At 67.9% G+C, this 24,790-nt stretch carries 22 protein-coding genes; 9 read left to right on the top strand and 13 right to left on the bottom strand.

The features are described from left to right. Positions 1-21 precede the first annotated feature (21 nt). A complete protein-coding gene (locus KTR9_RS04805) occupies positions 22-1,260 on the bottom strand; it encodes an MFS transporter (RefSeq protein ID WP_014925459.1) in 1,239 nt (412 codons plus the stop codon). 361 nt (positions 1,261-1,621) lie between these two features. On the opposite strand from KTR9_RS04805, the gene KTR9_RS04800 reads away from it, so the two are divergent. Continuing rightward, entirely contained in the window at positions 1,622-2,266 is a 645-nt protein-coding gene (locus tag KTR9_RS04800) for a LysE family translocator (RefSeq protein WP_044505899.1), read from the top strand. Here the strand turns inward: KTR9_RS04800 and KTR9_RS04795 are convergent, their stop codons facing one another. From KTR9_RS04795 to KTR9_RS04765, 7 genes are all read right to left on the bottom strand, one after another. Then, positions 2,267-3,901 carry an acyl-CoA synthetase gene (locus KTR9_RS04795; protein WP_014925457.1) on the bottom strand — a complete coding sequence of 545 codons (1,635 nt, stop codon included), beginning with the start codon at positions 3,899-3,901 and terminating at the stop codon, positions 2,267-2,269. It abuts the gene before it with no gap. Between the two features lie 64 nt (positions 3,902-3,965). Further along, positions 3,966-5,138, bottom strand: a complete 1,173-nt coding sequence (locus tag KTR9_RS04790) for a lipid-transfer protein (protein ID WP_014928739.1) — start codon at positions 5,136-5,138, stop codon at positions 3,966-3,968. Continuing rightward, positions 5,138-5,578 (bottom strand): MaoC family dehydratase, encoded by a 441-nt coding sequence (locus KTR9_RS04785; protein WP_014928738.1) that lies wholly within the window; start codon positions 5,576-5,578, stop codon positions 5,138-5,140. The genes KTR9_RS04790 and KTR9_RS04785 overlap by 1 nt, the downstream gene beginning before the upstream one ends. Next, positions 5,575-6,639, bottom strand: coding sequence for a bifunctional MaoC family dehydratase N-terminal/OB-fold nucleic acid binding domain-containing protein (locus KTR9_RS04780; protein WP_014928737.1), 1,065 nt, complete (start codon positions 6,637-6,639; stop codon positions 5,575-5,577). Before KTR9_RS04780 ends, KTR9_RS04785 begins: the two co-directional genes overlap by 4 nt. Beyond that, positions 6,636-7,799, bottom strand: a complete 1,164-nt coding sequence (locus tag KTR9_RS04775) for an acyl-CoA dehydrogenase family protein (protein WP_014928736.1) — start codon at positions 7,797-7,799, stop codon at positions 6,636-6,638. Before KTR9_RS04775 ends, KTR9_RS04780 begins: the two co-directional genes overlap by 4 nt. After that, entirely contained in the window at positions 7,789-8,928 is a 1,140-nt protein-coding gene (locus KTR9_RS04770; protein ID WP_014928735.1) for an acyl-CoA dehydrogenase family protein, read from the bottom strand. The genes KTR9_RS04775 and KTR9_RS04770 overlap by 11 nt, the downstream gene beginning before the upstream one ends. 120 nt (positions 8,929-9,048) lie before the next feature. Next, positions 9,049-11,283, bottom strand: coding sequence for an acyl-CoA dehydrogenase (locus KTR9_RS04765; protein WP_014928734.1), 2,235 nt, complete (start codon positions 11,281-11,283; stop codon positions 9,049-9,051). Between the two features lie 136 nt (positions 11,284-11,419). Here KTR9_RS04765 and kstR point away from each other — a divergent pair, with 136 nt between their 5' ends. The 4 genes from kstR (at position 11,420) to KTR9_RS04745 (ending at position 15,007) form a co-directional block, all read left to right on the top strand. After that, the gene (gene kstR, locus KTR9_RS04760; protein WP_010842157.1) at positions 11,420-12,070 is read left to right on the top strand and encodes a cholesterol catabolism transcriptional regulator KstR; all 651 of its coding nucleotides are present in this window, start codon (positions 11,420-11,422) and stop codon (positions 12,068-12,070) included. Positions 12,071-12,199: 129 nt separating this feature from the next. Continuing rightward, positions 12,200-13,210, top strand: coding sequence for an alpha/beta hydrolase (locus KTR9_RS04755; protein ID WP_014925456.1), 1,011 nt, complete (start codon positions 12,200-12,202; stop codon positions 13,208-13,210). Beyond that, the gene (locus tag KTR9_RS04750; RefSeq protein ID WP_014925455.1) at positions 13,207-13,674 is read left to right on the top strand and encodes a MaoC/PaaZ C-terminal domain-containing protein; all 468 of its coding nucleotides are present in this window, start codon (positions 13,207-13,209) and stop codon (positions 13,672-13,674) included. Before KTR9_RS04755 ends, KTR9_RS04750 begins: the two co-directional genes overlap by 4 nt. A 46-nt stretch (positions 13,675-13,720) precedes the next feature. Next, on the top strand, positions 13,721-15,007 hold the full coding sequence (locus KTR9_RS04745) for an MFS transporter (RefSeq protein WP_014925454.1): 1,287 nt from the start codon (positions 13,721-13,723) through the stop codon (positions 15,005-15,007). Here the strand turns inward: KTR9_RS04745 and KTR9_RS04740 are convergent. Both KTR9_RS04740 and KTR9_RS04735 read right to left on the bottom strand, forming a co-directional pair. After that, positions 15,004-15,870, bottom strand: coding sequence for an oxygenase MpaB family protein (locus tag KTR9_RS04740; protein WP_044505889.1), 867 nt, complete (start codon positions 15,868-15,870; stop codon positions 15,004-15,006). The genes KTR9_RS04745 and KTR9_RS04740 overlap by 4 nt on opposite strands. A 195-nt stretch (positions 15,871-16,065) precedes the next feature. Next, positions 16,066-16,911 carry a 3-hydroxybutyryl-CoA dehydrogenase gene (locus tag KTR9_RS04735; RefSeq protein ID WP_014925452.1) on the bottom strand — a complete coding sequence of 282 codons (846 nt, stop codon included), beginning with the start codon at positions 16,909-16,911 and terminating at the stop codon, positions 16,066-16,068. A gap of 170 nt (positions 16,912-17,081) precedes the next feature. Between KTR9_RS04735 and KTR9_RS04730 the strand changes: the two genes are divergently transcribed. The 3 genes from KTR9_RS04730 to KTR9_RS04720 all read left to right on the top strand — a co-directional run bounded on the left by KTR9_RS04730 (position 17,082) and on the right by KTR9_RS04720 (position 19,795). Further along, positions 17,082-17,408, top strand: a complete 327-nt coding sequence (locus KTR9_RS04730; protein WP_014925451.1) for a hypothetical protein — start codon at positions 17,082-17,084, stop codon at positions 17,406-17,408. Positions 17,409-17,540: 132 nt separating this feature from the next. Further along, positions 17,541-19,127 carry an LVIVD repeat-containing protein gene (locus KTR9_RS04725; protein ID WP_014925450.1) on the top strand — a complete coding sequence of 529 codons (1,587 nt, stop codon included), beginning with the start codon at positions 17,541-17,543 and terminating at the stop codon, positions 19,125-19,127. After that, a complete protein-coding gene (locus KTR9_RS04720; protein ID WP_014925449.1) occupies positions 19,124-19,795 on the top strand; it encodes a DUF305 domain-containing protein in 672 nt (223 codons plus the stop codon). Before KTR9_RS04725 ends, KTR9_RS04720 begins: the two co-directional genes overlap by 4 nt. Positions 19,796-19,827: 32 nt before the next feature. Here the strand turns inward: KTR9_RS04720 and KTR9_RS04715 are convergent, their stop codons facing one another. After that, the gene (locus KTR9_RS04715; RefSeq protein WP_010844217.1) at positions 19,828-20,325 is read right to left on the bottom strand and encodes an HNH endonuclease; all 498 of its coding nucleotides are present in this window, start codon (positions 20,323-20,325) and stop codon (positions 19,828-19,830) included. 356 nt (positions 20,326-20,681) lie between these two features. Between KTR9_RS04715 and KTR9_RS04710 the strand changes: the two genes are divergently transcribed. After that, positions 20,682-21,056: a hypothetical protein gene (locus KTR9_RS04710; RefSeq protein WP_044505883.1), complete on the top strand. Its 375-nt coding sequence runs from the start codon at positions 20,682-20,684 to the stop codon at positions 21,054-21,056. Between the two features lie 20 nt (positions 21,057-21,076). Here the strand turns inward: KTR9_RS04710 and KTR9_RS04705 are convergent, their stop codons facing one another. Both KTR9_RS04705 and KTR9_RS04700 read right to left on the bottom strand, forming a co-directional pair. After that, positions 21,077-21,958, bottom strand: coding sequence for an enoyl-CoA hydratase-related protein (locus KTR9_RS04705; RefSeq protein ID WP_044505881.1), 882 nt, complete (start codon positions 21,956-21,958; stop codon positions 21,077-21,079). Between the two features lie 138 nt (positions 21,959-22,096). Continuing rightward, complete coding sequence (locus tag KTR9_RS04700) at positions 22,097-24,637, bottom strand: ATP-dependent Clp protease ATP-binding subunit (RefSeq protein ID WP_014925446.1); 2,541 nt, start codon at positions 24,635-24,637, stop codon at positions 22,097-22,099. Between the last annotated feature and the right edge of the window lie 153 nt (positions 24,638-24,790).

Genomic DNA, 24,790 nt, shown 5'->3' with positions numbered 1-24,790 from the left:
GGCCCGTAGAGTCCACCCGTTCTACGCGCCGGTCGTGACTCGCAGGCGTGGGTGGGTGAAGGCGAAGACGGCGATGAGCAGGGTCGTGACCGTCGCGGCTACCAGCGGGGCTTGTTGGGAAGTCTCGTACAGAGCGGTCGCCGCCGCCGGCGCCACGATGAAGGTGAGGGCATTCGTGGCGGCGACGAGTCCGGCGACACTGCCCTGCTCGTCGGCGGTGACAGCGAGCGACGCCCCGGCGGTGTACCCCGGCGCAGCCATGCCGAGGCCGACGCCGATGAGGAAGATCGCGACCAGCAGGCCGAGAGCTCCCCAGTCCGGGACCAGCAGACAGAAGCCGCCGAGCGCGATGAGCGCACCCACACGGATGTATCGCACCGGGGACCAGTGCAGTCGCGGTACCGCGATCCCCTGACTGATCACGAGGCCGACGCCGGCGATCAGCAGGGCGATCCCGGTGATGAGGGTGGCCTGCTCGGTATCGAGCGCGAGGCGGTCCTGGACCAGGAAGCCGACGAGGATCTGGATGAACCCCAGCGCCGTGAACAGCCCGAAGGAAATCAACAGGAAAGGCCACACCCGCTGATCGGTGAACGACACCCGGCGCGGAGCAACCGTCTCCTCGGCCGGTTCGGCTGGACGCAGCGCGATGACGATCACGAGCAGGGTTGCGGCGAGCATCACGGGCACGGCCCACAGCGGCACCAGGGTCGACACACCTCCCAACAGCCCGCCCGCCGCAGCGCCGACGATCATGGAGGTGCCGGTGGCGGCGCCGATCGCGGCCACGCCTCGTACGCGCTCGTCGACGGTGGGCGTGACCGAGGCGATGTAGGCCTGAGCGGTGGGGATCACCGCCGCCTCGGACAGGCCGAACCACACGCCCCGGACCAGCAGCATCACGACGAAAACGGCACCGGCCGACAGGGCGCCCTCGACGCCTGCCTGTGCGGCCGCGGCGAACACGACCATCGCGCACGTCCCGCTGGCGACCGTGGCCGTCAGGATGCGTTTGGGGCCGACCCGCTGAGACAGCCGACCCCAGATGGGACCGGCCACCGCGATACATGCCGCCGCGGTGGACACCACGAGCCCGACCTGCCACTCCGCGATTCCGATCTCACGTGAGAGTGGCGCGATCAACGGGGTCATGACCATCATCGCGGTGTATGTCAGGAACACCGTCGCGACCACCAGACGAACCTGCCGCCGGCTCGCCGCCTGGGATGTTCCGTGCACTGCTGACGGGGAGGTGGTCACACGTCGCCTTTCGCTGGGGAGGCGATCCGGCGGTGGTGGGCGGGGCCCGAATCCTCGACGTGAGGGGGGTACGGGTGGGTTGCGTTCATACTCGTGTCCTCCGTATGCCGTTCTGCCACAGCGCATGTCGACGCCACGGTTGGCTTGCCTGCTGGTATCTGCGGTAGCGGGTGCGGCCGTGGTGTTCGCTGCTCAGCCCCGCGGGCGCTCCACGTCGACGACCACCTCTTCCCGCGGGCGCGCCACTCAATGTAACTTAGGCTTACCTAATTATCGATAGCGGGCTCATGCCGATGCGCGCGTGGGGTGACCGGGACGCACACGGATGGCAGGTCCTCGATGCGGTTCCTACCATGACCACATGCTCACCGCGCTCGTATCCTTCGTCGTCACCGCGACGCTGATCGTGCTGCTGCCGGGTCCGGACACGCTGGTGGTTCTGCGCGGAGTGGTACGCGGAGGACGCGGAGAGGCGATGCGCACCGCCGCCGGGGTCGTGTGCGGTCTGATGGTCTGGGTCACCGCGGCCGTGCTCGGCCTGTCGGCGCTGCTGCAGGCCAGCCAGACCGGTTACGAGGTCCTCAAGATCATCGGAGCCTGTTATCTCGTGTGGATGGGCATCAGCTCGGTCCGCGCGTTGCTGCGGGCCGCACCCGACCTCGCGGCCGCTCAGGAGGCCACCACGCCACCGGCCGACCGAAGGGCCGGGCTGCTGTTCTCGGGCTTCACCGCCGGATTGCTCACCAACATGCTCAACCCGAAGATCGGCATCCTGTTCATCAGTCTCCTGCCCGGCTTCGTGCCGGACGGGTACTCGACGGGATGGACGACCCTCGGGCTGGGGGCCACCTACATCGCGCTCACCGCGGCGTACTTCACCGTGCTGGTGGGCGCGGCCGGCCGCATCGCGGGTTGGCTCCAGAGCGCACGAATCCGCCGTCGCGTCGAAGCGATCGGCGGAGTCGCGTTGATCGGGCTCGGAGTGCGCCTCGCACTCGAGGGCTGATCAGACCGCGGCGGTCTCGTGTGCCGCCGCCGCGGCCTTGGCCCAGCGATAGTCGGCCTTGCCGGCCGGGGTCCGCTTGACCTCGTCGACGAAGACGACGGTACGCGGCACCTTGTAGCGGGCCAGGCTCTCCCGGCAGTGGTCCTGGATCTCCTCGAGCGACGGCTCGTCGGACCCCTCGGCGACCGCGATGACCGCGGCGACGCGCTGCCCGTACTTCTCGTCGGGAACCGGGACCACCAGCGCGTCGGCGATCGCGGGGTGCCCGTGCAGCGCGGCCTCGACCTCCTCGGCGTAGACCTTCTCACCACCGGTGTTGATGCACTGGGAGCCACGTCCGAGAAAGACGATCGACCCGTCGGCCTCCACCGTGCCCATGTCGCCCAGGATCGAGATCCGGGTTCCGTCGGCCAGCGTCGGGAACGTTTTCGCCGTCTTCTCCTCGTCCTTGTAATAGCCGAGCGGGACGTTGCCGATGCGCGCGATGTAGCCGACCTCCCCCGAGCCGGGCTCGATCTTGTTGTGGCGCTCGTCCACCACCATCATCCGGTCGGTCGGCGGGACCTTCAGGTTCCCGTTCTCGTCCATCATGATCTCGCCGTCGTTCCCCGACTCCGACGCCCCGAAGTTGTCGCGCAGCACCAGATCCGGCTTCACCGCGAGCATGCGGTCACGCACGTGCTGGGACCAGATCGCACCGCCGGAGGTGATCGAGAATATCGACGACAGGTCGACGGCGTCCTTGCGCTTCTCGAGCTCCTCGACGAGGGGCATGCCCATGGCGTCGCCGACGATGAGGACGATGTTCACCTTCTCCTTCTCGATCTCGGTGACGATGGCCTCGGGATCGAAATCCCGCTGGATGACCAGGCGTCCGCCGAGGGTGAAGAACGTGAAGAGCGAGTACGACGCCGCCCCGTGCATGAGCGGGGCCGCGAGCAGGAACGCGATGGGCGGGAAATCCTTGACCGCCGTGCCGATCTCCTCCAGATCCCGGCGGGCCTCTCCGTACGGGTTCCCGCCGGAGAGCGGCTTGCGGAAGAAGTCGTCGTGCTGCCACATGACGCCCTTCGGGTACCCCGTGGTGCCGCCGGTGTAGAGCAGGTACAGCTCCTCGCCGTTGCGCGGCTCGAAGTCCCGGCCGTCCGGTGTGGATTCCGCATCGGCGAAGGACACGATCTCGACGACGCGACCGTCGGGGAGGTCGGCAGCTGCCGCACGCAGTTCCTCCACGACGTCACCGATGACGAAGACCGTACGCACGGTGGGCGTCTCGACGAGAAGTGCCGCCACACTGCGCTGATGCTCGGGCAGTTCGACGATGATCGCGCGGGAGTCGGAGTTGTCGAAGATGTACTGCAGTTCGGCGTTGGTGTAGCGGTAGTTCACATTGACCGGTACGGCACGGACCTTCAGCAGCCCCAGCAGGCTCGTCACGTGCTCGATGCTGTTCTTCAGGAACAGGGCGACGTTGTCGAACGCGCCGATCCCCGCGCCGGCGAACAGATGTGCCACCTGGTTGGAGAGGGTGTCGAGTTCGGCGTAGCTGATCTGGCGACCCTGGTAGCTGAGCGCGATCCGCTCGGGCACCGAGTCGGCCACGGTCTCGAAGACATCGGCGAGGTTGAACTTCATCGTGCGCGCTCCTTGGTCATACGGAGTGGGTGGATCGAGTGGAAGAGCATTGAATCGGTGCGCGTCATGCGGTCAGCACCAATCCGCTTGTGGGAACACCGGTCCCCGCGGTCACGACAACCTTCTCGGCGCCGCCGACCTGGTTGACCGAGGTCCCGCGGATCTGTCGGACCCCTTCGGCGATCCCGTTCATCCCGTGGATGTAGGCCTCGCCCAGCTGGCCACCGTGCGTGTTCAGCGGCAGCCGGCCACCGACCTCGAGGGCTCCCGGTTCCCGGACGAAGTCCTTGGCCTCGCCCCGCCCGCAGAATCCGAGTTCCTCGAGCTGCAGGAGTGTGTACGGCGTGAAGTGGTCGTAGAGGATCGCCATGTCCATGTCGTCGGGACGCAGGCCCGACTGCGACCACAGCTGACGGCCGACGAGACCCATCTCCGGCAGACCCGCCAGCTCCTGCCGGTAATAGCTGGTCATGATGTACTGATCGGCGGCACTACCGGCCGCGGCGGCCGCGATCACGGCGGGCTTGTGCGGCAGGTCCTTCGCACGTTCGGCCGACACGATGACCAGTGCGACACCGCCGTCGGATTCCTGGCAGCAGTCGAGCAGATGCAACGGCTCGGCGATGTAGCGCGAGTTCTGGTGATCCTCCAGAGTGATCGGCTTGTCATAGAAGAACGCGTCCGGGTTCACCGCCGCGTGCTTGCGGTCCACGACGGCGATACGACCGAAATCCTCACTGGTGGCCCCGAAGTCGTGCATGTAGCGCTGGGCGATCATCGCGACGAACGCGGCGGGGGTGGACAGTCCGTGCGGATAGGTGAAGGCGTTCTCGGTACCCGAGGAGTTCTCCTGGTTCGCCACCGCCGAATTCACTTGTCCGAAGCGCAATCCGGACCGCTCGTTGAAGGCACGGTAGGCCACCACGACATCGGCGACGCCCGTGGCCACCGCCATCGCGGCCTGCTGGACCGTGGCACACGCCGCACCTCCGCCGTAGTGGATCCGCGAGAAGTACGTCAGGTCTCCGATACCCACGGCCCGGGCGACCGAGATCTCGCTGTTGGTGTCCATCGTGAACGTGACGAGACCGTCGACGTCGGCGGGTGTGAGGCCGGCGTCGGCGATCGCCGCCGACACCGCCTCCGCGGCGAGCCGCAGCTCGCTGCGTCCGGAATCCTTGGAGAACTCGGTGGCACCGATCCCGGCGATCGCGGCCTGCCCGGACAGCGACCCCATCAGACGTCCTCCCCTCGGCTCGTGGAGGCAGCCGCATCGTCGACGCTCAGCGTGACCGTCGAGATCACGTGCTTGCCGAGCGAATTGCTCCCGGTCACGGCGACCGTGATCACTCCGGCATCGACCTCGGTGACCTCGCCGGTGAAGGTGACGGTGTCATAGGCATACCAGGGGACGCCGAGTTTCAGTGCGATGGAACGGATTCTGGCAGACGGACCGGCCCAGTCGGTGACGAACCGCTCCACCAGCCCGGTGTCGGTGAGGATGTTGACGAAGATGTCCTTGGACCCCTTCGCCTGCGCGAGGTCGCGATCGTGGTGCACGTCCTGGAAATCGCGCGTGGCCAGCGCGGTCGCCACCACGAACGTGGGTGTCGCCTCGATCGTCAACGGCGGCAGCGTCGTTCCGACGGCCGCGGGGTGTGCGGCAACGCTCGTCATGCGGATTCCCCTTCCGTGGTCGTGGCCGGTTCCCACGCGTGCAGGGTCCACGCAGCGGTCCCGGCCGCCTCGTCGGCCGGGAAGTCCAGATAGGTTGCGCGCACGCGCATGCCGATCGACACGTCGTCCGGCTCCACGCCCCGGAGTTCGCCGAGCATCCGAACCCCCTCGTCGAGTTCGACGAGCGCCACCACGAACGGCAACCGGCGGCCGGGCACCTGCGGCGCGCGGTGGACGACGTAGCTGTAGACGACGCCGGTACCGGCCGCGACCACATAATCCGTCGGCGGCACGGTTCCGTCGGCCTCGCGCGGTTTCCAGGTCGCCGGCACCGGCGGGTGCCGCAGTGCGCCGTCGCCGTCCCGTTGGATGCGCAGTTCGTGCGCGGCCACCCCCTCCCAGAAGAAGGCGGTGTCCCGGGACGCGCTGGGTCTGAGCAGCCGCGCCGGGTCCAGGTCGTCGGGTGTCGCGGCCGCCGGCACCTGCTCGGGCGTGGCCTTCTGTGCAGCGGGTCGGAACTTCAGGATGCGGAAACGCATCTCGGCGACGACCTCGCGCTCCCCGGTCTCACCTCCGACCGACCAGACGTTCCGGGTGGTGAAGAACCAGCCCTCGCCGAGGGCGGTGTTCTTCGGCCCCACCACCTCGACGAGTTCGGCCGACAGCGCGACCTCTTCGCCCGGCCGGGTGTAGCGGTGGTAGACGGTGTCGCAGTTGGTCGCCACCACCGAGGTGAAGCCGGCCTCGTCGAAGAGTTCGCTCGCGCGACCCAGCGGGTCGTCGGCCGTCCGCACCCCGTGCAGGCCCCGCATCGTCCACACCTGTGCCATCGCGGGCGGCGCGACGATGCCGGGATGCCCGGCGTCCCGGGCGGCGTGGGCATCGGTGTAGACGGGGTTGGTGTCCCCCATCGCCTCCACCCAGTTGTTGATCATGGGCTGGTTGATCGGGTCCCGGCCGGCGACCGGCGAGCTCGGTCCGGCGTCGATGATCTCCTGCGCGGCGGCTCGGATCGCCTCGTCTCCGACGACGCCGTCGCGGGCGAGTTCGGGCGCGCTCACCGCTTGGCCCGCGGGAGTCCGAGACCGGCGGTCGCGATCATGTCGCGCATGACCTCGTTGACCCCGCCGCCGAACGTGATGACCACGTGCCGCTTCTGCTGCACGTCGAGCCAGTTCACCAGCGCCGCGGTCTCGGGATCGGTGAAATCGCCGTAGCGGCCCACGATCTCGTCGACCATCCGGCAGACGGTCTGGATGCGCTCGGTCGAGAACACCTTGGTCGCAGCCGCATCGGCCATCGAGATGGCCTCACCGGTCGCGGCCACCTGCCAGTTGAGCAACTCGTTGATTCGTCCGTAGGCGTCGATGGTGGCGAGCGCGCGGCGGACGTCCGGATGCTTGGCGATGACCGTTCCGTCGGGGCCCGGTCGCTGCGCCCAGGCACGCACCCGCGCCGCGAGACCGTCGATGCGGCCGGCGGGACCGAGCATGACGCGCTCGTGGTTGAGCTGCGTCGTGATCAGTTTCCAACCGCCGCCCTCCTCACCGACGCGCATCGACACCGGTACCCGAACATCTTGGTAGTAGGTGGCATTCACGTGGTGGGCGCCGTCGGCGGTGATGATCGGCGTCCAGGTGAAACCGGGGTCGGAGGTGTCGACGATGAGGATCGAGATGCCCTTGTGCTTGGGTGCATCCCGGTCGGTCCGCACGGCGAGCCAGATGTAGTCGGCGTCGTGGCCACCGGTGGTGAAGATCTTCTGCCCGTTGACGATGTAGTGATCGCCGTCGCGGACGGCGGTCGTGGCCAGCGAGGCGAGGTCCGTCCCCGCCTCGGGCTCGGTGTAACCGATCGCGAAATGCACGTCGCCGGCGAGGATCGCGGGCAGGAACTTCTGCTTCTGCTGCTCGGTGCCGTGGACCTGAAGCGTCGGCCCGACGGTCTGCAGCGTCACCGACGGCAGTGGGACGTCGGCGCGCACGGCCTCGTTGGTGAAGATCTGCTGTTCGATCTCACCGAAGCCCTTGCCGCCGAACTCCTTCGGCCAACCGACTCCCAGCCAGCCGTCGTCACCCATCCGCTTGATGACCTTGCGATAGGTCGGTCCGTGGCGTTCGGTGAGCATCACCGCCGCCTCGTCGGGGGTGACCAGGTCGGCGAAGTACTCGCGCAGTTCGGCGCGCAGCGCGCGCTGTTCCGGGGTGAGATCAATGAACATCGGGCACCTCTGCGATACGGGTGTCGTCGGCGGGGACGTCGGTGATGTCGGCGAGTTCGTCGAGCCGCACGTGTGCACCGCCCACCAGCCGCGCCAGATCCTTGGTGAGCGAGAAGTAGCGATGGAGCGGATAGGTGATGTCGACGCCGATCCCGCCGTGCAGGTGGGTCATCGTCCGGGTGGTCGGCGGGATCTCCTCGGCCAGCCAGTAGGCGGCGATCGCGAGATCGGTCGACGCGTCGAGTCCCTCGGACAGTCGCCAGGCCGCGGCGGTGGTCGCCAGTTCCATCGACCGCCCGACGACGTAGATGTCGGCCAGTTGCTGGCCCACCGCCTGGAACAGGGCGATCGGCTTGCCGAACTGTTCGCGGGTGGAGACGTGATCCGCGGTCAGGCGGGTGGCGCCGGCGACCAGGCCGTCCGCATAGGCGCACAGCGCGAGGCGATACCGGTCGCGGAGGATCGCGAGATCGCGAACCACGATGTCGGCGTCGTCGACGGGTACGTCGTCGAAGGTCACCGTGTACTCGCCCCAGCCGCTCGAGGTCGGCGTACGCGTGACGGCGACCCCGTCGGCGCCCGGCGACACGGCCACGACGCCCGCGTCGGCGGCCACGAGGAACAGCGAGGCACCATCGGCGTGCAGCACGCCGACCTTCGTCCCGGTGAGCCGACCGTCGCGGACGGAGGTCCGCGGGGTGGCGGTCAGGGCGTCGCCGTGTTCGCCGATCGCGACCGAGACCCAGCTTCCGCCGGTGAGCGAGCCCCCGAACCGCGACCACGCCGATCCCTCGCCCGTCTGGGCGTCGGCCTTCGCGAAGACAAGGGCCGCGGTCAGCGAACCGAGAGCGGGCGTCACGGCCGCGGCGCGTCCCATCCGGCGGAACAACGGGAGCAGACCCGATTCGTCGACGTCGTCACCGTCGAGTGCGGCCGGCAGCGGCAGCGCGAGCAGTCCGGCGTCGACGAGCGCCTGCCAGCCGTCGGCCTCGAACCCGCCTCGCGTCGTACCCGTGCCGTCGGAATCGCGACCACCGAACGTCGACTCCCAGTCGGGCTGTCGTCGTGCGAACACGTCCTCGGCGACGTCGCGAACCGCGATCGCCGTGCCGTCCAGGGCAAAGTCCACCCTGTGCCTCCCTCACCATGAACCCGTCAAGAACTAGAACCTGTTCTAGTTGTATCAGAGTCCGCGCGCAAGAGTGTCGGAATCGGCGCTTATCTGCGGTTTCGGGACTTTCGGGGGCAGTCAGGCCCGGGGCAAACCGAGAATGCGTTCCGCTGCGGCCGTGCGCAGGATCTGAGTCGTCCCGCCCGCGATGGACAGGCAGCGGTTCTGCAGGACCGCGTCGGACGCCTCGGACGCCGCCAGACCGGCCACCCCCAGGAGCCGCAACGCCAGATCGGGCACCGACTGCCGGTGTTCGACGCCGATCAGTTTGCGCACACTCGACAGCGCGCCGGGGTCGAGCCCGGCCAGCTGCCTCGTCGCGGCACGAGCGTCGAGAACCCGGCCGACATGCGCGTCGGCGAGCTGGGTGCCGAGCGCACCGAGCTCCTCGGCGGTCAACGCCCGCTCCATCGACCGCACCTGCGACAGCAGCGACTCCATCTCCTTGCCGAGACCGGTCCCGCCCATCGCCACCCGCTCGTTCGCGAGCGTGGTCCGCGCCAGCCGCCAGCCGCCGTTGACCTCGCCGACGACACAGTCATCGGGTACGACGACGCCGTCGAGGAAGACCTCGTTGAAGTTGGCTCGCCCGGAGAGCTCACGCAGCGGACGGATGTCGATGCCGGGCGAACCCATGTCGACGAGGAAGTACGTGATGCCCCTGTTCTTCGGCGCCTCGGGATCGGTGCGCGCGAGACAGATCGCCCACTGCGCGTTGTGGGCCTGCGAAGTCCAGATCTTCTGGCCGTCCAGCCGCCAGCCGCCCTCCACCCGCACCGCTCGCGTCCGCAACGCGGCCAGGTCCGAGCCCGCCTCGGGCTCGGAGAACAGCTGGCACCACACCAGGTCGCCGGCGAGCGTCGGCGCGACGAACCGTTCGCGCTGCGCATCCGTGCCGTGCTCCAGGATCGTCGGGATCGCCCACGCGCCGATCACCAGATCGGGTCGCTCGATCCCGGCCGACTCGAGTTCCGTGTCGATCAGCAACTGCAGCGCCGCATCCGCCCCCAGGCCGTGCGGTGCCGGCCAGTGCGGGGTCAGGTAGCCGGTCTCGGCGAGGAGCCGGCGGCGATCACCCGGATCGGCATCGGCGATCGCCGCGACGGTCGCCCGGACCTCGTCGCGGCGGTCCTCGACCTGCGAGAGGTCGAGGCGGAAACGTCGCCGCGTACCCGCGAGTCCGAGTCCGGCGAGGGCCGCGGCGTGCGCCGAGGCGTTCGCCAACGCCGCCTGTGCGGCGAGCGCCGCCCGGAGATAGAGGTGTGCGTCGTGCTCGAAGGTGAAGCCGATGCCACCGAGGACCTGCACGCAGTCCTTGGTGTTGGCGACCGGGTCGCGGGCCACCACGACGTCGGCGGCCAGCCTGCTGATCTCGAGTTGCTCACGCGCGGTGTCGAGTTCGTCTGCGGACCCGCCCGTCTCCGCCCCTCCCGAGGCGGCCGCGAGTACGTCGTCGACCGCCCGGGCGACGTCCCACGCGACCGCGGTGACCCGTTCGCTGCGGCACAACATCTCTGCACAGATGTGTTTGATCGCCTGGAAGGAACCGATCGGCACACCGAACTGGGTGCGGACCTTCGCGTAGTCGACGGCGGTGTCGAGCGCCCAGCGGGTGACACCGCTCTGATACGCGGCGAGTGTCGCCGACAGCAGCCCGGCGACGAACGTCCCGTCCCGGAGTTCGATCAGGTCGTCGACCGCGATCTCGGACACGCGGACGCGGCTGACCGACGCGGTGCCGTCGAGCGGGGTCTGCGGCGCGACGTCGGCGACACCGGCACCCGGTGGGACGATCCACCAGGACCGCTCCCGATCCGCGGTGCCGAACTCGACCAGAACGGCGCACCCGTCGACGTAACCGCCGACGAGTCCGAGGTCGATCTCGCCGTCGGACATCTCGAGGGCCACCCCGGCGTAGCCGGCCGCGGGGGTCACCACCGGCACCGATCCGGTCAGCAGGTCCGGCAACAGCGCGGCGCCTCGGTCGGCGTCCCTCTCGTGCGAACCGCCGCGGAGAACCGCCAGCGCGATCGCCGCCGTCACCGTCGGACCGAGCGGGCCGGGGACGAGGTCGACCCCGCACTGTTCGAGCATGGCGGCCACGTCCAGGAAGCTCGCACCGAGGCCGTCGGATGCCTCCGGAACCGCGGCGGCGAACACGCCCAGATCGGCGATCTGGGAAAGTAGTTGCGTCCACTGGTCGCGGGGCTTGTCGATGTCGGAACGGACGATGTCGGTCACACTGGTGGAGCGCGCCCAGGACGCGATGCTGTCACGCACCGCGATCTGCTCGGAAGACGTGGCGATTGTCACTGGCAATCCCTGTATGTCGAGTTGTGACGAATAATTAGAACCTGTTCTAATATGCCATGGGTGTACTCGGATCGGGTAGCCACCCGCGATCCACCCGCCAGAGACGTTGTTGACACGTGAGGATGTTCGAGAGCACATGGCCCGTTCTGCACCCGGCAACGCCGCGGTCGACGCTCCCAACGGGGCTGCGGCGTCCGCCGCTTCGCCCGAAGCCGGCTCCACCGCGCAGCGCGAACGCCGCCGCCGCATCCTCGACGCCACCCTCGCGCTGGCGTCCAAGGGCGGGTACGACGCCGTGCAGATGCGCACTGTCGCCGACAAGGCCGATGTGGCCGTCGGCACGCTGTATCGCTACTTCCCGTCGAAGGTCCACCTGCTCGTCACCGCCCTGGCCCGGGAGTTCGAGCGCGTCGAGTCCAAGGTCGATCGTTCGCAGTTGCGGGGCGACACCGCGATCGACCGCCTCCGCCACGTCCTGGACATGATCACGTTCGCCATGCAGCGCGATCCTCTTCTGACCGAGGCCATGACGCGCGCGTTCATGTTCGCCGACGCGTCCGCGACCGCCGAGGTCGACCAGGTGGCCGGGATCATCGACCGGCTCCTCGCCGGCGCCATCGTCGACGACGGCGAACCCACCGAAGAAGACCTGGCGATCGCTCGCGTCCTCTCCGATGTGTGGATGTCGAACCTGGTGCAGTGGCTCACCCGTCGCGCATCGGCGACCGATGTCACCAACCGACTCGAGCTGACCGTCCGGCTCCTGCTCAAAGACCGCGCCAAGTAGCAACCCGGGGTTCCCCACAGTCCGACGACGTCACAACTGGGTGACGACGGATCGTCTCGGTTGGGACCACTCGATCAACTCGGCTACCTTTGTTACGTCTGAGAATTTTGTTAACAGAAGGGGCTAGAGGTGCGATCCTCCTGGTTGCGACGACTGTGCGTCGCCGGCTGTGCCGTGGCGGTCGCGACCGCCGGATGGGCTCCGGCCGCGCTGGCCGAACCCACCCCCGACCCCGATCGCGCCCGTATCGACACCGTGGTCCACGACTCGGCCCAGCAGTCGACTCTCATCGTGTACTCGGCGGCGATGCGCAAGCTCATCCCCGTCAACGTCCTGCGCCCCAAGGACACCACCAAGTCGCGCCCCACGCTCTACCTGCTCAACGGCGCCGGCGGTGGCGAGGACTCGGCGACCTGGGCGGCCAAGACCCAGTACGCGAAGTTCTTCTCCGACAAGGACGTCAACGTCGTGACGCCGATCGGCGGCGCGTTCTCCTATTACACCGACTGGCAGCAGGACGATCCGGTGCTCGGCCGCAACAAGTGGACGACGTTCCTCACCAAGGAGCTCCCGCCGTTGGTGGACAAGGAATTCGACACCACCAAGGTCAACGCGATCGCCGGGATCTCGATGGCCGGCACGTCGGTGCTCAACCTCGCGATCGCCGCACCCAAGCTCTATCGGTCGGCCGCCGCCTACAGCGGATGCGCCCGCACCAGTGATCCGGTGGGACAGGCCTACATCCGGATGGTCGTCGCCGACCGCGGGCAGGGCAATCTGACCAACATGTGGGGACCGGTCAACTCGGCCGGCTGGCGGGACAACGACCCGTACATCCACGCGGACAAGCTGCGCGGCACCAAGGTCTACATGACCAGCGGGACCGGGATGCCCGGCCAGTTCGACCGGCTCGAGGCACCGCTGGTCGCAGGCGATCCGCTGACGCTGGCCAACCAGATGGTCATCGGCGGCATCATCGAGGCCGCGGTCAACGAGTGCACCAAGCAGATGGTCTCGCGCATGCGGGCGCTCAAGGTGCCGCACGAGGTCACCTTCCGGCCGAGCGGCACCCATTCCTGGGGTTACTGGGAACGCGACCTCGAGACCACCTGGCCGAAGATCGCGGCAGACCTGAGGTGAGCGACGCATCGGACCGCTTGTGGGCCGATGACCTGTCCGTGGGCCAGATCTTCGAATTCGGCGCGCATTTCGTCAGCGAGGACGAACTCGTCGACTTCGCTCGCGCGTGGGATCCGCAGGATTTCCACACCGACCCCGATGTCGCCGGACGGGGCCCCTACGGGGGACTGATCGCCAGTGGGCTGCACACGATGTCGATCTACCAGAAGCTCAATGTCACCGGCGTGCTGAACAATTGGCGGGTGATCGCCGGCAAGCGACTCGGCGACGTGGAATTCCTGCGTCCGGTGCGTCCCGGCGACACCCTCACCGGCTCGACCGTCATCGACGCGATCGAGTTCGACGACCGCGACCGCGCTCTGGTCACCTCGTCGGCGGAGCTGCGCAACGCCGAGGGCAAACCGGTGATGCGCACGGTCGTCGAGGCCTATGTACACGCCCGGCCGGGTCGCGCGCACACCTGAGGTGCCCCGCCGGGCGGATCTCGCGGCGCGCCTACGATGGTCGTCGATGACCGACGACCGTGTTCCCGAGATCGCAGACCTACCGCGGGACCGTGAACCGGGCGGTCGTCGCCCCGACGAGCCCGACCGGGCCAGCATGTTCGCGTCGTTGCGCATCCCCAACTATCGCCTCTTCTACGCGGGGATGGCCGTCTCGATGACGGGTTCGTGGATGCAGGCCACAGCGCAGGCGTGGCTCGTCCTGACGCTGAGCGGATCGGCGTCCGTCCTGGGTCTCATCGTCGCCCTCCAGGCGCTACCCGTCCTGCTCATCGGTCCGTACGCCGGGGTCATCGCCGACCGGGTCGACCGGCGCCGGTTGCTCATCGTGCTGCAGTCGATGATGGGATTGCTGGCCGCGGTGCTGGCTGCCATCACCCTCACCGGGGCGGTGCAGGTCTGGCACGTGGGCGTACTGGCGGTGATGCTCGGGCTCGGGCACGCCTTCGAACAGCCGGCGCGACAGGCGTTCATTCACCAGATCGTCGGCAAGGACCTGATCCGCAACGCGGTCACACTCAACTCGGTGATGGTGAACGCCGCCCGCGCGGTGGGTCCGGCGGTCGCCGGTGTGGTCCTCGGCCTCGTCGGATCCGGTGCGTGCTTCGCGGTCAACGCCGTCAGCTTCGTCGCCGTGGTCGCCTCACTCCTCGCGCTCGACTCGTCGAAGATCACCACGGAGACACCGATTCCGCGTGCCAAAGGCCAGTTGCGCGAAGGTCTCCGCTATGTCCGGGGCAGCCCCGCGCTGTGGATCCCGCTGGCCACGATGGCGCTCGTCGGCACCCTGACCTACAACTTCCCGGTCACCCTGCCGGCCGCCGCGGACTTCGTGTTCGACGGCGGGCCGGAAGCCCTCGGCTTCATGACGTCGGCGATGGGGGTGGGCGCAGTCGTCGGCGGACTCGTGGTCGCGGCCCGCGGGAGCACCGGCCTGCGCCCACTCACGATGGCCGCCTTCGGCTTCGGGGTCACCGTCGCGGCGACCGCCCTCGCGCCGAATCTGCCGACCGCGATCTGCGCACTCTTCGGGGTCGGCTGGCTCAGCGTCACGTTCATGTCGACGGGCAACGCCACCTTGCAGCTCAATTCCGAACCGCGGATGCGGGGTCGGGTGATGGCACTGTGGTCGGTGGCCTTCATGGGTTCCACGCCGATCGGGGGGCCGATCGTCGGCGCGATCATCGAGACGTTCGACGCCCGTGTCGGTCTCGCCGTCGGAGCCGTCGCCTGCCTGCTCGCCGGAACACTCGCCCTCCTCGCCACCCGCCGCAGCGGGGCCGTCCTCACCTAGACCAGTGGCCGTCCGGTCCGGACCCGAAGCCGGACGTCGGCCAGCAGGAGCCGAAAACCCAACTGTGACAGCCACAACGGCGTGCGACGTTCCTTGGCGACGAGCCGGCCGACGTAAGCGTCGAACCACACCTGGTCCTCGTCGGTCCACTCGACCCGGAGGGCGTCGCGGAACGGCTGCGGCAGATACCCGATGGTCCGGCGGAGCTTGACCGGACCGTACTTCTCCTGGATGCGGGCGGGCGCGTAGCCGAAGTTGGCGATGTCGAGCAGGAAGTCGCGGATCTCGTCACTGATCTCGATCCGCGAGACCTGCTCGTCCCAGTAGGTCGTGAACTCATCGCGCGAGGCCGGCCAGGCCTCCGCGGGCATCTGCAGGGTCGTACCGCAGACCTTGCCCTGCTGGTAGAACTTCTCGCGCTCCTCGCCCTGCAGCGGTCCGTGGACACGCTCGTAGATGTCCTCCCACCCGTAGTAGAGGCAGGCCGCGACCCAGAGCTGCAGGTCGGTGTTCATCGCGTTGTACTCCACCGGACTGTCCGCATCCGAACGCACCTGCGCGTGCTGCCGGTTGACGGCATGCCGGTAACGGCGCCGGTCGTCGGCGTTGCCCAGCATCGCGACCGCCAGATACGAGGCGGTGGTCCGTGCGCGCTTGACCGGATGCCGATCGAGCCGCCCGTTCTCGACCTTGCTGTGGGCGACCCCGTACCCGACCGCCGGGTTCGACAGCTGCATGATCACGTTCGTCGTGCTCATCGTCTGCCCCATCGTCAGCAGCGAACGCGCGAAGAAGCTGCTGTCGATATTGTCCATCTCCGCCCGCGACATGCGCTGATCACCCTGCGTCATGGCCCCACCCATTCTGATAACACGTGTTGTCTGATTGTCTTGCTGTCAGCTTAGCGCCTGTTTGCGCACCGGTCGACAGCACTGGGTGACAGCACTGGCCGAGCGACCCCGAACGCGGCGAACCCCGGCTCACTCCGAGGTGAGCCGGGGTTCGGCGTCGATCTGCAGGGAGATCGGTGGGGGCGGATCAGATCGGCCCGGGGCAGATCAGTAGGAGTAGAAGCCGCGGCCCGTCTTTCGTCCGAGCCGCCCGGCGTCGACCATGCGGCGCAACAACGCCGGCGGCGCGTAGTGGGGTTCGGCGAACTCCTCGTACAGCGACTCCGCGGCCGACAGCGTGATGTCCAGGCCGATGGTGTCGACCAGGGTGAGCGGACCCATCGGGTATCCGCAGCCACCCTTCATCGCGAGGTCGATGTCCTCGGCCGAGGCGTACCCCGAATCGAACATCCGGATGGCCTGGCACAGGTACGGGATGAGCAGGGCGTTGACGATGAACCCGGACCGGTCGCCCGCACGGACCGCGGTCTTGCCGAGCGTGTCGGTGACGTACGCACTCACGGCGTCGGCCGTCTCGGGTGCGGTGGTGAGCGTGGAGATGATCTCGACCAGTGGCATCACCGGCACCGGGTTGAAGAAGTGCACGCCGACGACCCGCTCGGGAGTCTTCGTCGCCGTCGCCACCTTGATGATCGGGATCGACGATGTGTTGGTGGCGAGAATGGTGTTCGCGCCGGTCGCAGCGTCGAGGTTCGCGAAGATCTCGCGCTTGAGCTCCTCGATCTCGGGGGCCGCCTCGATCACGAGTTCGCGATCGGCGAGGTCGGCGTAGTCGGTCGTCACCCGCAGCCGAGCCAGTGCGGCGTCGGCGTCGTCCTGGGCGAGTTTGTTCCTGCTGACCGCCTTGGCCAGCGACTTCTCCACCCGCGCACGCGCGGCGTCGGCGAACTCCTGCTTGACCTCCACGATCACGACATCGCTGCCCGCCTTGGCGCACACCTCCGCGATGCCCGCACCCATGGTGCCTCCGCCGATGACGCCGATCTGCTGCACAGTGAACCTCCGAAGTCGAGTGATACGACAAACGGTAGTCGGTCGTCGGATCGGCCATCCGAACGACTCCCGCCAACCCGGGAACATTACGGCCCGGGGTCGCCTCCAAGTACATGAACCGCCCAGAAGCACTGCACACCAGCGCTCCACCACTTGGAAGGACACACCCCATGAGCACCGAGATCCCCGCCGACGCCGTTCTCGTCGACACCGACGGCGACGGAGCCGTCGACGCCGCCCTCACCGACGTCGACGGTGACGGCACCACCGACGCCATCCTCGACACCGACGGCGACGGCCAGGCCGACTCCATCGCCTACGACACCAACGCCGACGGCGAGATCGACGTCATCGAAGCCGACACCGACGCCGACGGATACACCGACATCGCCGTCGCCGACACCGATGCCGACGGCACCTTCGACACCGCCGTCGACGACGAGGGCAACGTCGAGGTCGGCGACTTCGGCAGCATCGACGGCGGCGACGCCGTCTGATCGCGACTCCCCTCGTGCAGCGGCCGGCTCGGCGACCCCGGGCCGGCCACTGCCGTGGGGTGGATTCGACGATTTCGCCGTGCCCTCGAATCCCGCCCGCTAGCGTGACTCAGATCACGATCGGGGGATGCGATGATGCCGGCTCGAATCGACGTGCGACGTGCGGACCATGCGGGACGCCGGTGGCGGCGACGAGTCCGCGCGGTCACCTGCCTCGCCGCCGGCGCCGCGCTCGTCTCCACTCTGCTCGTGGCCGCGCCCGCGGACGCGGCCACTCACCTCTTTCCCGACATCTCCGAGGTCTCGGTTCCCCAGGCCGCATGCGGACCCGGCTCACTCCCCGAGCCGGGTCTGCAGGGTGACGTCAGCGCGGAGGATCGCCTCTCCGGCCGCAGCATGCGCGGCTACCGCTGCAACGTCACGCGGCTCGGCGGTGTCCGCGGCGCCGGCGGCGGCATCGTCTCGGCGAACTTCGAGCACTGCAGCTACACCGGCAGCCTGTTTCCCGGGAACAACTGGGTGAACCCGCCGGGCGTTCAGGTCATCGACGCATCGGACCCGAGCTCGCCGCGTGTCGTCGGGTCGCTGACGGATCCGGCCATGCGCGGTGGCACCTGGGAGACCCTGAAGGTCAACAAGGAGCGCAAGCTCCTCTCCGCGACATCGGTACCGCTGCTGTGGGGCGGCGGGTTCTTCGCCGTCTACGACATCTCCGACTGCACCCGGCCCAGACTCCTCAACAAGGGCCCGGGCACGTCGACGCCGCTACCGTTCACCTCCCACGAGGGCGGTTTCTCGCCCGACGGCCGCACCTACTGGGCCTCCGGGGTGTTCCCCGGACACCTCAGCGCCATCGACATCTCCGATCCCCGGTCGCCCCGCGTGATCTGGCAGGGTCTCCACTCGTTCCTCGGACACGGCTTCGGCATCTCCCCGGACGGAAATCGGATGTTCCTGTCGAACATGGCGGGGGTGACCGTGCTCGACATCAGCGACGTCCAGCGCAGACGCCCGCATCCCCAGGTCCCCCACCTCGCCGCGTACCTGTGGCCCGACGGCCAGCTCAACCAGCACTCGATCCCGATCACCTACCGCGGTCGGCCCCACATCGTCACCGCGGACGAGGCCGGTTCCGGCGGGGTCAAGATCTTCGACGTGACGAAGGTGAACGCACCCCGGTACACCGCGCAGATCAAGCTCGAGATCAACCTCCCCGAGCACCTCGACACCAATCTGCGGTCGTCGACCGGCGGTTCGCTGTTCAGCAGCAACCCGCACTACTGCGCGGTCGACCGGCCGAACGATCCCACCGCACTGGCCTGCGGATGGGAGTCGTCGGGCATCCGGGTCTTCGACATCCGCGACCTCGACCGTATCCGCGAGATCGGTTACTACAACCCGCCGGCCCGCACGGGCACCACCCTGCTGCAGACACCCAACTCACCACATGTCGTCGGCTCGCTGCTCGGTGTGCCCGCCGTCGAATTCCTCAGTCTCGGAATGTCGATCGCGAACGGCAAGGTCAGGCTGAACGAGATGGTCGGTCCCCGTAGCGGAATGGTCGTCGGCGGTGACATGTCGACCGACTGGTGCATGTCCCCGCCCGAGTTCCGGGGAAACGAGTTGCGCGTCACCTGTTCCGACGGCGGTTTCCAGGTGTTGCGGCTGAGTCCCGCCGTGTACACCCCACCCCCGGACCAGAACAGCACGATCGGATGAGCTTCTCTCGCCCCGGCGTTCTGCTGGTGCGCGCCGTCGTGGTCGCCGCGACCGCGGCACTGCTGGTCACGATGGGCGTCGTCGTGGGGGCCGTGTGGGCGGGCCGCGACCACGACTCGTCCGCGATGAGTGTGTCCGACATCGGATTCGCACAGGACATGTCGGCGCACCACGACCAGGCCATCCTCCTGTCGAGGACGATCGGCGCGGTACCCGGGGTCGCGCCGCAGATCCGCGGTGTCGCCGACCGGATCGTCCACACGCAGACCGCCGAGAGCGCGACGATGCGAGGTTGGCTGCAGTGGTTCGACCACCCGATCACCGCGGCGGAGCCGATGTCCTGGATGGCCGGTGGGGACGCCCGTCACGGGGACGCCCACCACGGCGACGGACTCGGCTCCCACCCGCCGATGCCGGGGATGGCGAGCATCGACGAGGTCGGCCGCCTGAGCACCCTGCCACCCACCGAGGCCGAGATCTTGTTCCTGCAGTTGATGATCCGGCACCACCGTGGCGGGATGTCGATGGCCCAGGCGGCCTACAACGACGCGCGAACCGGTTCCGCGACCAAGGATTTGGCACTCATGATGATCGGCGATCAGGGCGACGAGATCGGCCTGATGACCATGCTGCTCAAGGAGCGGGGCGCCGATCCGTTGCCGACGTGATCACACGGTCGGCAACGGATCGGCGTCGAGCCTCAATCGGTCTTCGGATGCAGGGTGAACATCTCCCACACCTCTTTCTGGTCCGCTGCCCAGGGGTCGTAGACGAACGGCGCGTGCCGCAGGGCCATCCCCGCCTTGCGCGGCGTCCGGTTGGCCTTGAACCCGTTGCAGGACTTACACGCCGCGACCTGATTGCCGAACGTGCTCGGGCCGCCCTGGGACACCGGGACGATGTGGTCGACGGTGTCGGCCGGGCCGTCGCAGTAGGCGCAGATCCATTGATCGCGCCGCAGGATGGTCGCGTTGGACGCGTAGGAGTCCATCGTCTTACCCGCAAACGGGCGGTAGGCGTCTCGTCTGATCGCCACCACCTTGTGGATGGGCAGGGACAGCGTCGGGGAATGGACGACGCGAACCAGCGGGGTGCCCTCGACGTTCCGCGCGACCTCGGTGGTCAACAGGACCGCGGCGCGGCGCCAGGTGACGCGCGCCAGTATCTGTAGTCCGGCGTTGGTGACGAAGATGGTCATGACAGCTCCTCGATGCGTGGGCGAGTGAGTGCGCCGACCACCGAGGTTCATGACCTCAGGAACTGGTGACGCGTGATGTGATCGGTCCCGGCCTGCCGTCGGATTTCAGTCCGCACGGACGGTCGGATGGGGCGGTCCGCCACTCGCCGGCGAAAGCCTTGTCACCCATCGACATCTGCGTCACCTCCTCTCGTTGGTCTGGCATGCTCTGTCGCCACGATAACCGCGCTCCGGGTGCACTGCCACCGTTTATGTCCGGCGTGTTCGGATGTTCACCCAGTTCACACGGGCTGTTTGCAGGCATTTTTCACCGTACGGCACGTTGAGCGAAGAGTCTCCGGAGCTATCGTCTTCGAGTGCCCCTCGACGAGACGCCCGACGCCCACGTACCGCAGCCGCCCCTGCGGTCGGGTGACCTGTCGGTGTCGATCCTGCTGTGGCTGATCCAGGGAATCCTGGCCCTGATCACGTTCCTGACCGCGACCCTGACCGCCTTCGTCACCGACGCCTGCGCCTACGAAGCGTGCGGAAATCCGGTCTGGACCGAGGTGGCCGTCGGCACGGCCATCGTGTCGGCGGTGGGTTTGCTCGTGGTGTCGGTGACGCTCGTCGTTCGCCGAATCCGACGGCGAATCCCCGCCTGGCCTGCCGCCGCGTGGTGCTGCGCCATCCAGCTGGTCATGATCTTCGTGGTGCTCGAGATCGGACGCCAGGCCGGGACCCTCGACTGAGCAGGGAGCAGGCGCGCGGATCAGAAGATCTCGGGCAGATCCGCCGAGACCGTGTTGGGGTAGGTCGCCGGCCGCTTCTCCAGGAAGGACATGACGCCTTCATAGACGTCGCCGGACTGCCCCCGGTAGAAGATCGCCTTCGAGTCGGCACGATGAGCGTCGAGCGGGCTGGGTGCGCCGGCCATCCGCCAGAGCAGTTGCCGGGTCAGTGCCGCCGAGACGGGCGCACTGTTCGCGGTCATCTCGCGCGCGACGGCGATGGCGGTCTCGAGCACCTGGTCCTTGGGGACGATCTGCTGGATCAGCCCGCGGTCGAGAGCCTCGTCGGCCTGCACCATCTTGGCACCGATCGTCCACCGCAACGCCGTCGGCAACCCGACCAGCCGGGGCAGGAACCAACTCGACGCGGCCTCGGGAACGAGACCGCGTGCGGCGAAGACGAACCCGAACTTCGCGTCCTCCGAGGCGATCCGGACGTCGGCGGGCAGGGTCATCGTCACCCCGACCCCGGCCGACGGGCCGTTGACGGCCACGACGATCGGTTTGAGCGAGGCGAACATCCGCAGGGTGAGTTTGCCGCCCTCGTCCGCGGGAATCTCGGGCTCCCGGCCCGCATCGGACTCCACCACCGACGAGGCATCGAACGTCGCACCACCCGCCTCGAGATCGGCGCCGGCACAGAACGCGCGGCCGTTACCCGTCAGCACCACCGCACGCACGGTGTCGTCGGCATCGGTCTCGTCGAATGCGGCGCAGAGCTCCTCCCTCATCTGCACGGTGAACGCGTTGAGCCGGTCGGGCCGGTTGAGCCGGAAGATCGCGATCTCCCCGTCGCGCTCGACGGTGATGGTGGGCTGGTCTTGTCGGGATTTGCGCCCGACGTCTGATGTATCGCTCGTCACAGAGGTGATGCTATCGGGCGCTGGGACACTCCGCGTCGGCTGTGTCAAAGGTATCCGTTTCAGACACAACACAACGGCGGCGCCACCCTCTTCGGGTGACGCCGCCGTTGTGTCAGATCTGCTCAGACGGGCACGATGTCAGCTCGCGTCGGCCTCGCCGGCCTTGGTGAGCTCGACCGGTGCGTCGGGAACCATGCGCGGCTTCTCCGAACCGGTGAAGACGAATCGGGCGTCGTCGCCTTCGCCTTCGCCGTCCCAGTTCTCCACGTCGACGAGGACGATCTGTCCGGGAGCGATGTCGCCGAACAGGATCTTCTCCGACAGCTGGTCCTCGATCTCGCGCTGGATGGTGCGACGCAGCGGGCGCGCACCCAGCACCGGATCGAACCCGCGCTTGGCCAGCAGCGACTTCGCGCGGTCGGTGACCTCGAGGGCCATGTCCTTGTTCTTCAGCGCACCTTCCACGCGCGTCAGCATGAGATCGACCATCTGGATGATCTCCTCACGCGTGAGCTGGTGGAACACGACGATGTCGTCGATACGGTTGAGGAACTCGGGGCGGAAGTGCTTCTTGAGCTCGTCGTTGACCTTCTGCTTCATCCGGTCGTAGTTCGACTTGGTGCCGTCGCTCGACGAGAAGCCCATGCCCACGGCCTTGGAGATGTCCGAGGTACCGAGGTTGGACGTGAAGATCAGCACGGTGTTCTTGAAGTCGACCGTGCGACCCTGACCGTCGGTCAGTCGACCGTCCTCGAGGACCTGCAACAGCGTGTTGTAGATCTCCGAGTGGGCCTTCTCGATCTCGTCGAAGAGCACCACCGAGAACGGCTTGCGGCGCACCTTCTCGGTGAGCTGACCGCCCTCTTCGTAGCCGACGTACCCGGGAGGGGCACCGAACAGCCGCGAAGCGGTGAAGCGGTCGTGGAACTCGCCCATGTCGATCTGGATGAGCGCGTCGTCCTCGCCGAACAGGAAGTTCGCCAGCGCCTTGGAGAGCTCGGTCTTACCGACACCGGACGGGCCGGCGAAGATGAACGAGCCCGACGGACGCTTCGGGTCCTTCAGACCGGCGCGCGTGCGACGGATGGCCTTGGACACCGCCTTGACGGCGTCCTCCTGGCCGATGATCCTCTTGTGCAGCTCGTCCTCCATGCGGAGCAGACGGGTGGTCTCCTCCTCGGTGAGCTTGAACACCGGGATGCCGGTCCAGTTTCCGAGGACCTCGGCGATCTGCTCGTCGTCGACCTCGGCCACCACGTCCATGTCACCGCTGCGCCACTGCTTCTCGCGCTCGGCACGTTCGGCGACCAGCTGCTTCTCCTTGTCGCGGAGGCTGGCGGCCTTCTCGAAGTCCTGCGCGTCGATCGCGCTTTCCTTCTCCTTGCGCGCGTCGGCGATGCGATCGTCGAACTCGCGCAGGTCTGGCGGCGCGGTCATCCGGCGGATGCGCATGCGCGCACCGGCCTCGTCGATGAGGTCGATCGCCTTGTCCGGCAGGAACCGGTCGTTGATGTAGCGGTCGGCCAGCGTCGCGGCGGCGACCAGCGCACCGTCGGTGATGGAGACGCGGTGGTGCGACTCGTACCGGTCGCGCAGACCCTTGAGGATCTCGATCGTGTGCTCGACCGACGGCTCGCCCACCTGGACGGGCTGGAACCGGCGCTCGAGGGCGGCGTCCTTCTCGATGTACTTGCGGTACTCGTCGAGGGTCGTCGCACCGATGGTCTGCAGCTCGCCACGCGCCAGCTTCGGCTTGAGGATGCTCGCGGCGTCGATCGCGCCCTCGGCGGCACCCGCGCCGACGAGCGTGTGCAGCTCGTCGATGAACAGGATGATGTCGCCGCGGGTGTTGATCTCCTTGAGCACCTTCTTGAGGCGTTCCTCGAAGTCACCGCGGTAGCGGCTGCCCGCGACCAGCGAACCGAGGTCGAGGGTGTAGAGCTGCTTGTCCTTGAGGGTCTCGGGGACCTTGCCGTTGACGATCGCCTGCGCCAGGCCCTCGACGACGGCGGTCTTGCCGACGCCCGGCTCACCGATCAGCACCGGGTTGTTCTTGGTGCGGCGGCTGAGCACCTGCATGACACGCTCGATTTCCTTCTCCCGGCCGATGACCGGGTCGAGCTTGCCCTCCGAGGCGGCGGCGGTCAGGTTACGACCGAACTGGTCGAGGACCAGCGAGGTGGACGGCGTGCCGGACTCGCTGCTGCGTCCGCCGGTGCCGGCCTCCTGTGGCTCCTTGCCCTGGTATCCGCTGAGGAGCTGGATGACCTGCTGCCGGACCCGGTTGAGGTCGGCGCCGAGCTTCACCAGCACCTGGGCGGCGACGCCCTCGCCCTCGCGGATCAGGCCGAGCAGGATGTGCTCGGTACCGATGTAGTTGTGGCCGAGCTGCAGGGCCTCGCGCAGCGAGAGCTCCAGCACCTTCTTGGCACGCGGGGTGAACGGGATGTGCCCCGACGGCGCCTGCTGACCCTGGCCGATGATCTCCTCGACCTGGCTGCGGACCCCTTCCAGGGAGATCCCGAGCGACTCCAGCGCCTTGGCGGCCACGCCCTCGCCCTCGTGGATGAGGCCGAGGAGGATGTGCTCGGTACCGATGTAGTTGTGGTTGAGCATGCGCGCTTCTTCTTGGGCCAGAACCACAACCCGACGCGCGCGGTCGGTGAACCGTTCGAACATTGTTCTCCCTCACATTGCTAGCGCCCCGGCCGCCGCGGGGACCGCTTCGGAGGTCCCGGAGGACAACCGGTACGGATAGACGACGACCAGCCTGCTTCCACTCTAGAGGTCGTCTCGGGTGCACCTGCAGTTAACGCCTGCGCAGAGTGCGTG

Origin of the sequence: Gordonia sp. KTR9 (assembly GCF_000143885.2) — a bacterium.
Classification (GTDB): domain Bacteria; phylum Actinomycetota; class Actinomycetes; order Mycobacteriales; family Mycobacteriaceae; genus Gordonia.
This window is presented reverse-complemented; position numbering and strand designations above follow the sequence as displayed.

Coding starts and splice junctions, on each gene's coding strand:
- KTR9_RS04800 (WP_044505899.1), top strand. CDS start 1,622: ATGCTCACCGCGCTCGTATCCTTCGTCGTCACCGCGACGCTGATCGTG.
- KTR9_RS04795 (WP_014925457.1), bottom strand. CDS start 3,901: ATGAAGTTCAACCTCGCCGATGTCTTCGAGACCGTGGCCGACTCGGTG.
- KTR9_RS04790 (WP_014928739.1), bottom strand. CDS start 5,138: ATGGGGTCGCTGTCCGGGCAGGCCGCGATCGCCGGGATCGGTGCCACC.
- KTR9_RS04785 (WP_014928738.1), bottom strand. CDS start 5,578: ATGACGAGCGTTGCCGCACACCCCGCGGCCGTCGGAACGACGCTGCCG.
- KTR9_RS04775 (WP_014928736.1), bottom strand. CDS start 7,799: ATGTTCATTGATCTCACCCCGGAACAGCGCGCGCTGCGCGCCGAACTG.
- kstR (WP_010842157.1), top strand. CDS start 11,420: ATGGCCCGTTCTGCACCCGGCAACGCCGCGGTCGACGCTCCCAACGGG.
- KTR9_RS04745 (WP_014925454.1), top strand. CDS start 13,721: ATGACCGACGACCGTGTTCCCGAGATCGCAGACCTACCGCGGGACCGT.
- KTR9_RS04740 (WP_044505889.1), bottom strand. CDS start 15,870: ATGGGTGGGGCCATGACGCAGGGTGATCAGCGCATGTCGCGGGCGGAG.
- KTR9_RS04730 (WP_014925451.1), top strand. CDS start 17,082: ATGAGCACCGAGATCCCCGCCGACGCCGTTCTCGTCGACACCGACGGC.
- KTR9_RS04725 (WP_014925450.1), top strand. CDS start 17,541: ATGATGCCGGCTCGAATCGACGTGCGACGTGCGGACCATGCGGGACGC.
- KTR9_RS04720 (WP_014925449.1), top strand. CDS start 19,124: ATGAGCTTCTCTCGCCCCGGCGTTCTGCTGGTGCGCGCCGTCGTGGTC.
- KTR9_RS04715 (WP_010844217.1), bottom strand. CDS start 20,325: ATGACCATCTTCGTCACCAACGCCGGACTACAGATACTGGCGCGCGTC.
- KTR9_RS04700 (WP_014925446.1), bottom strand. CDS start 24,637: ATGTTCGAACGGTTCACCGACCGCGCGCGTCGGGTTGTGGTTCTGGCC.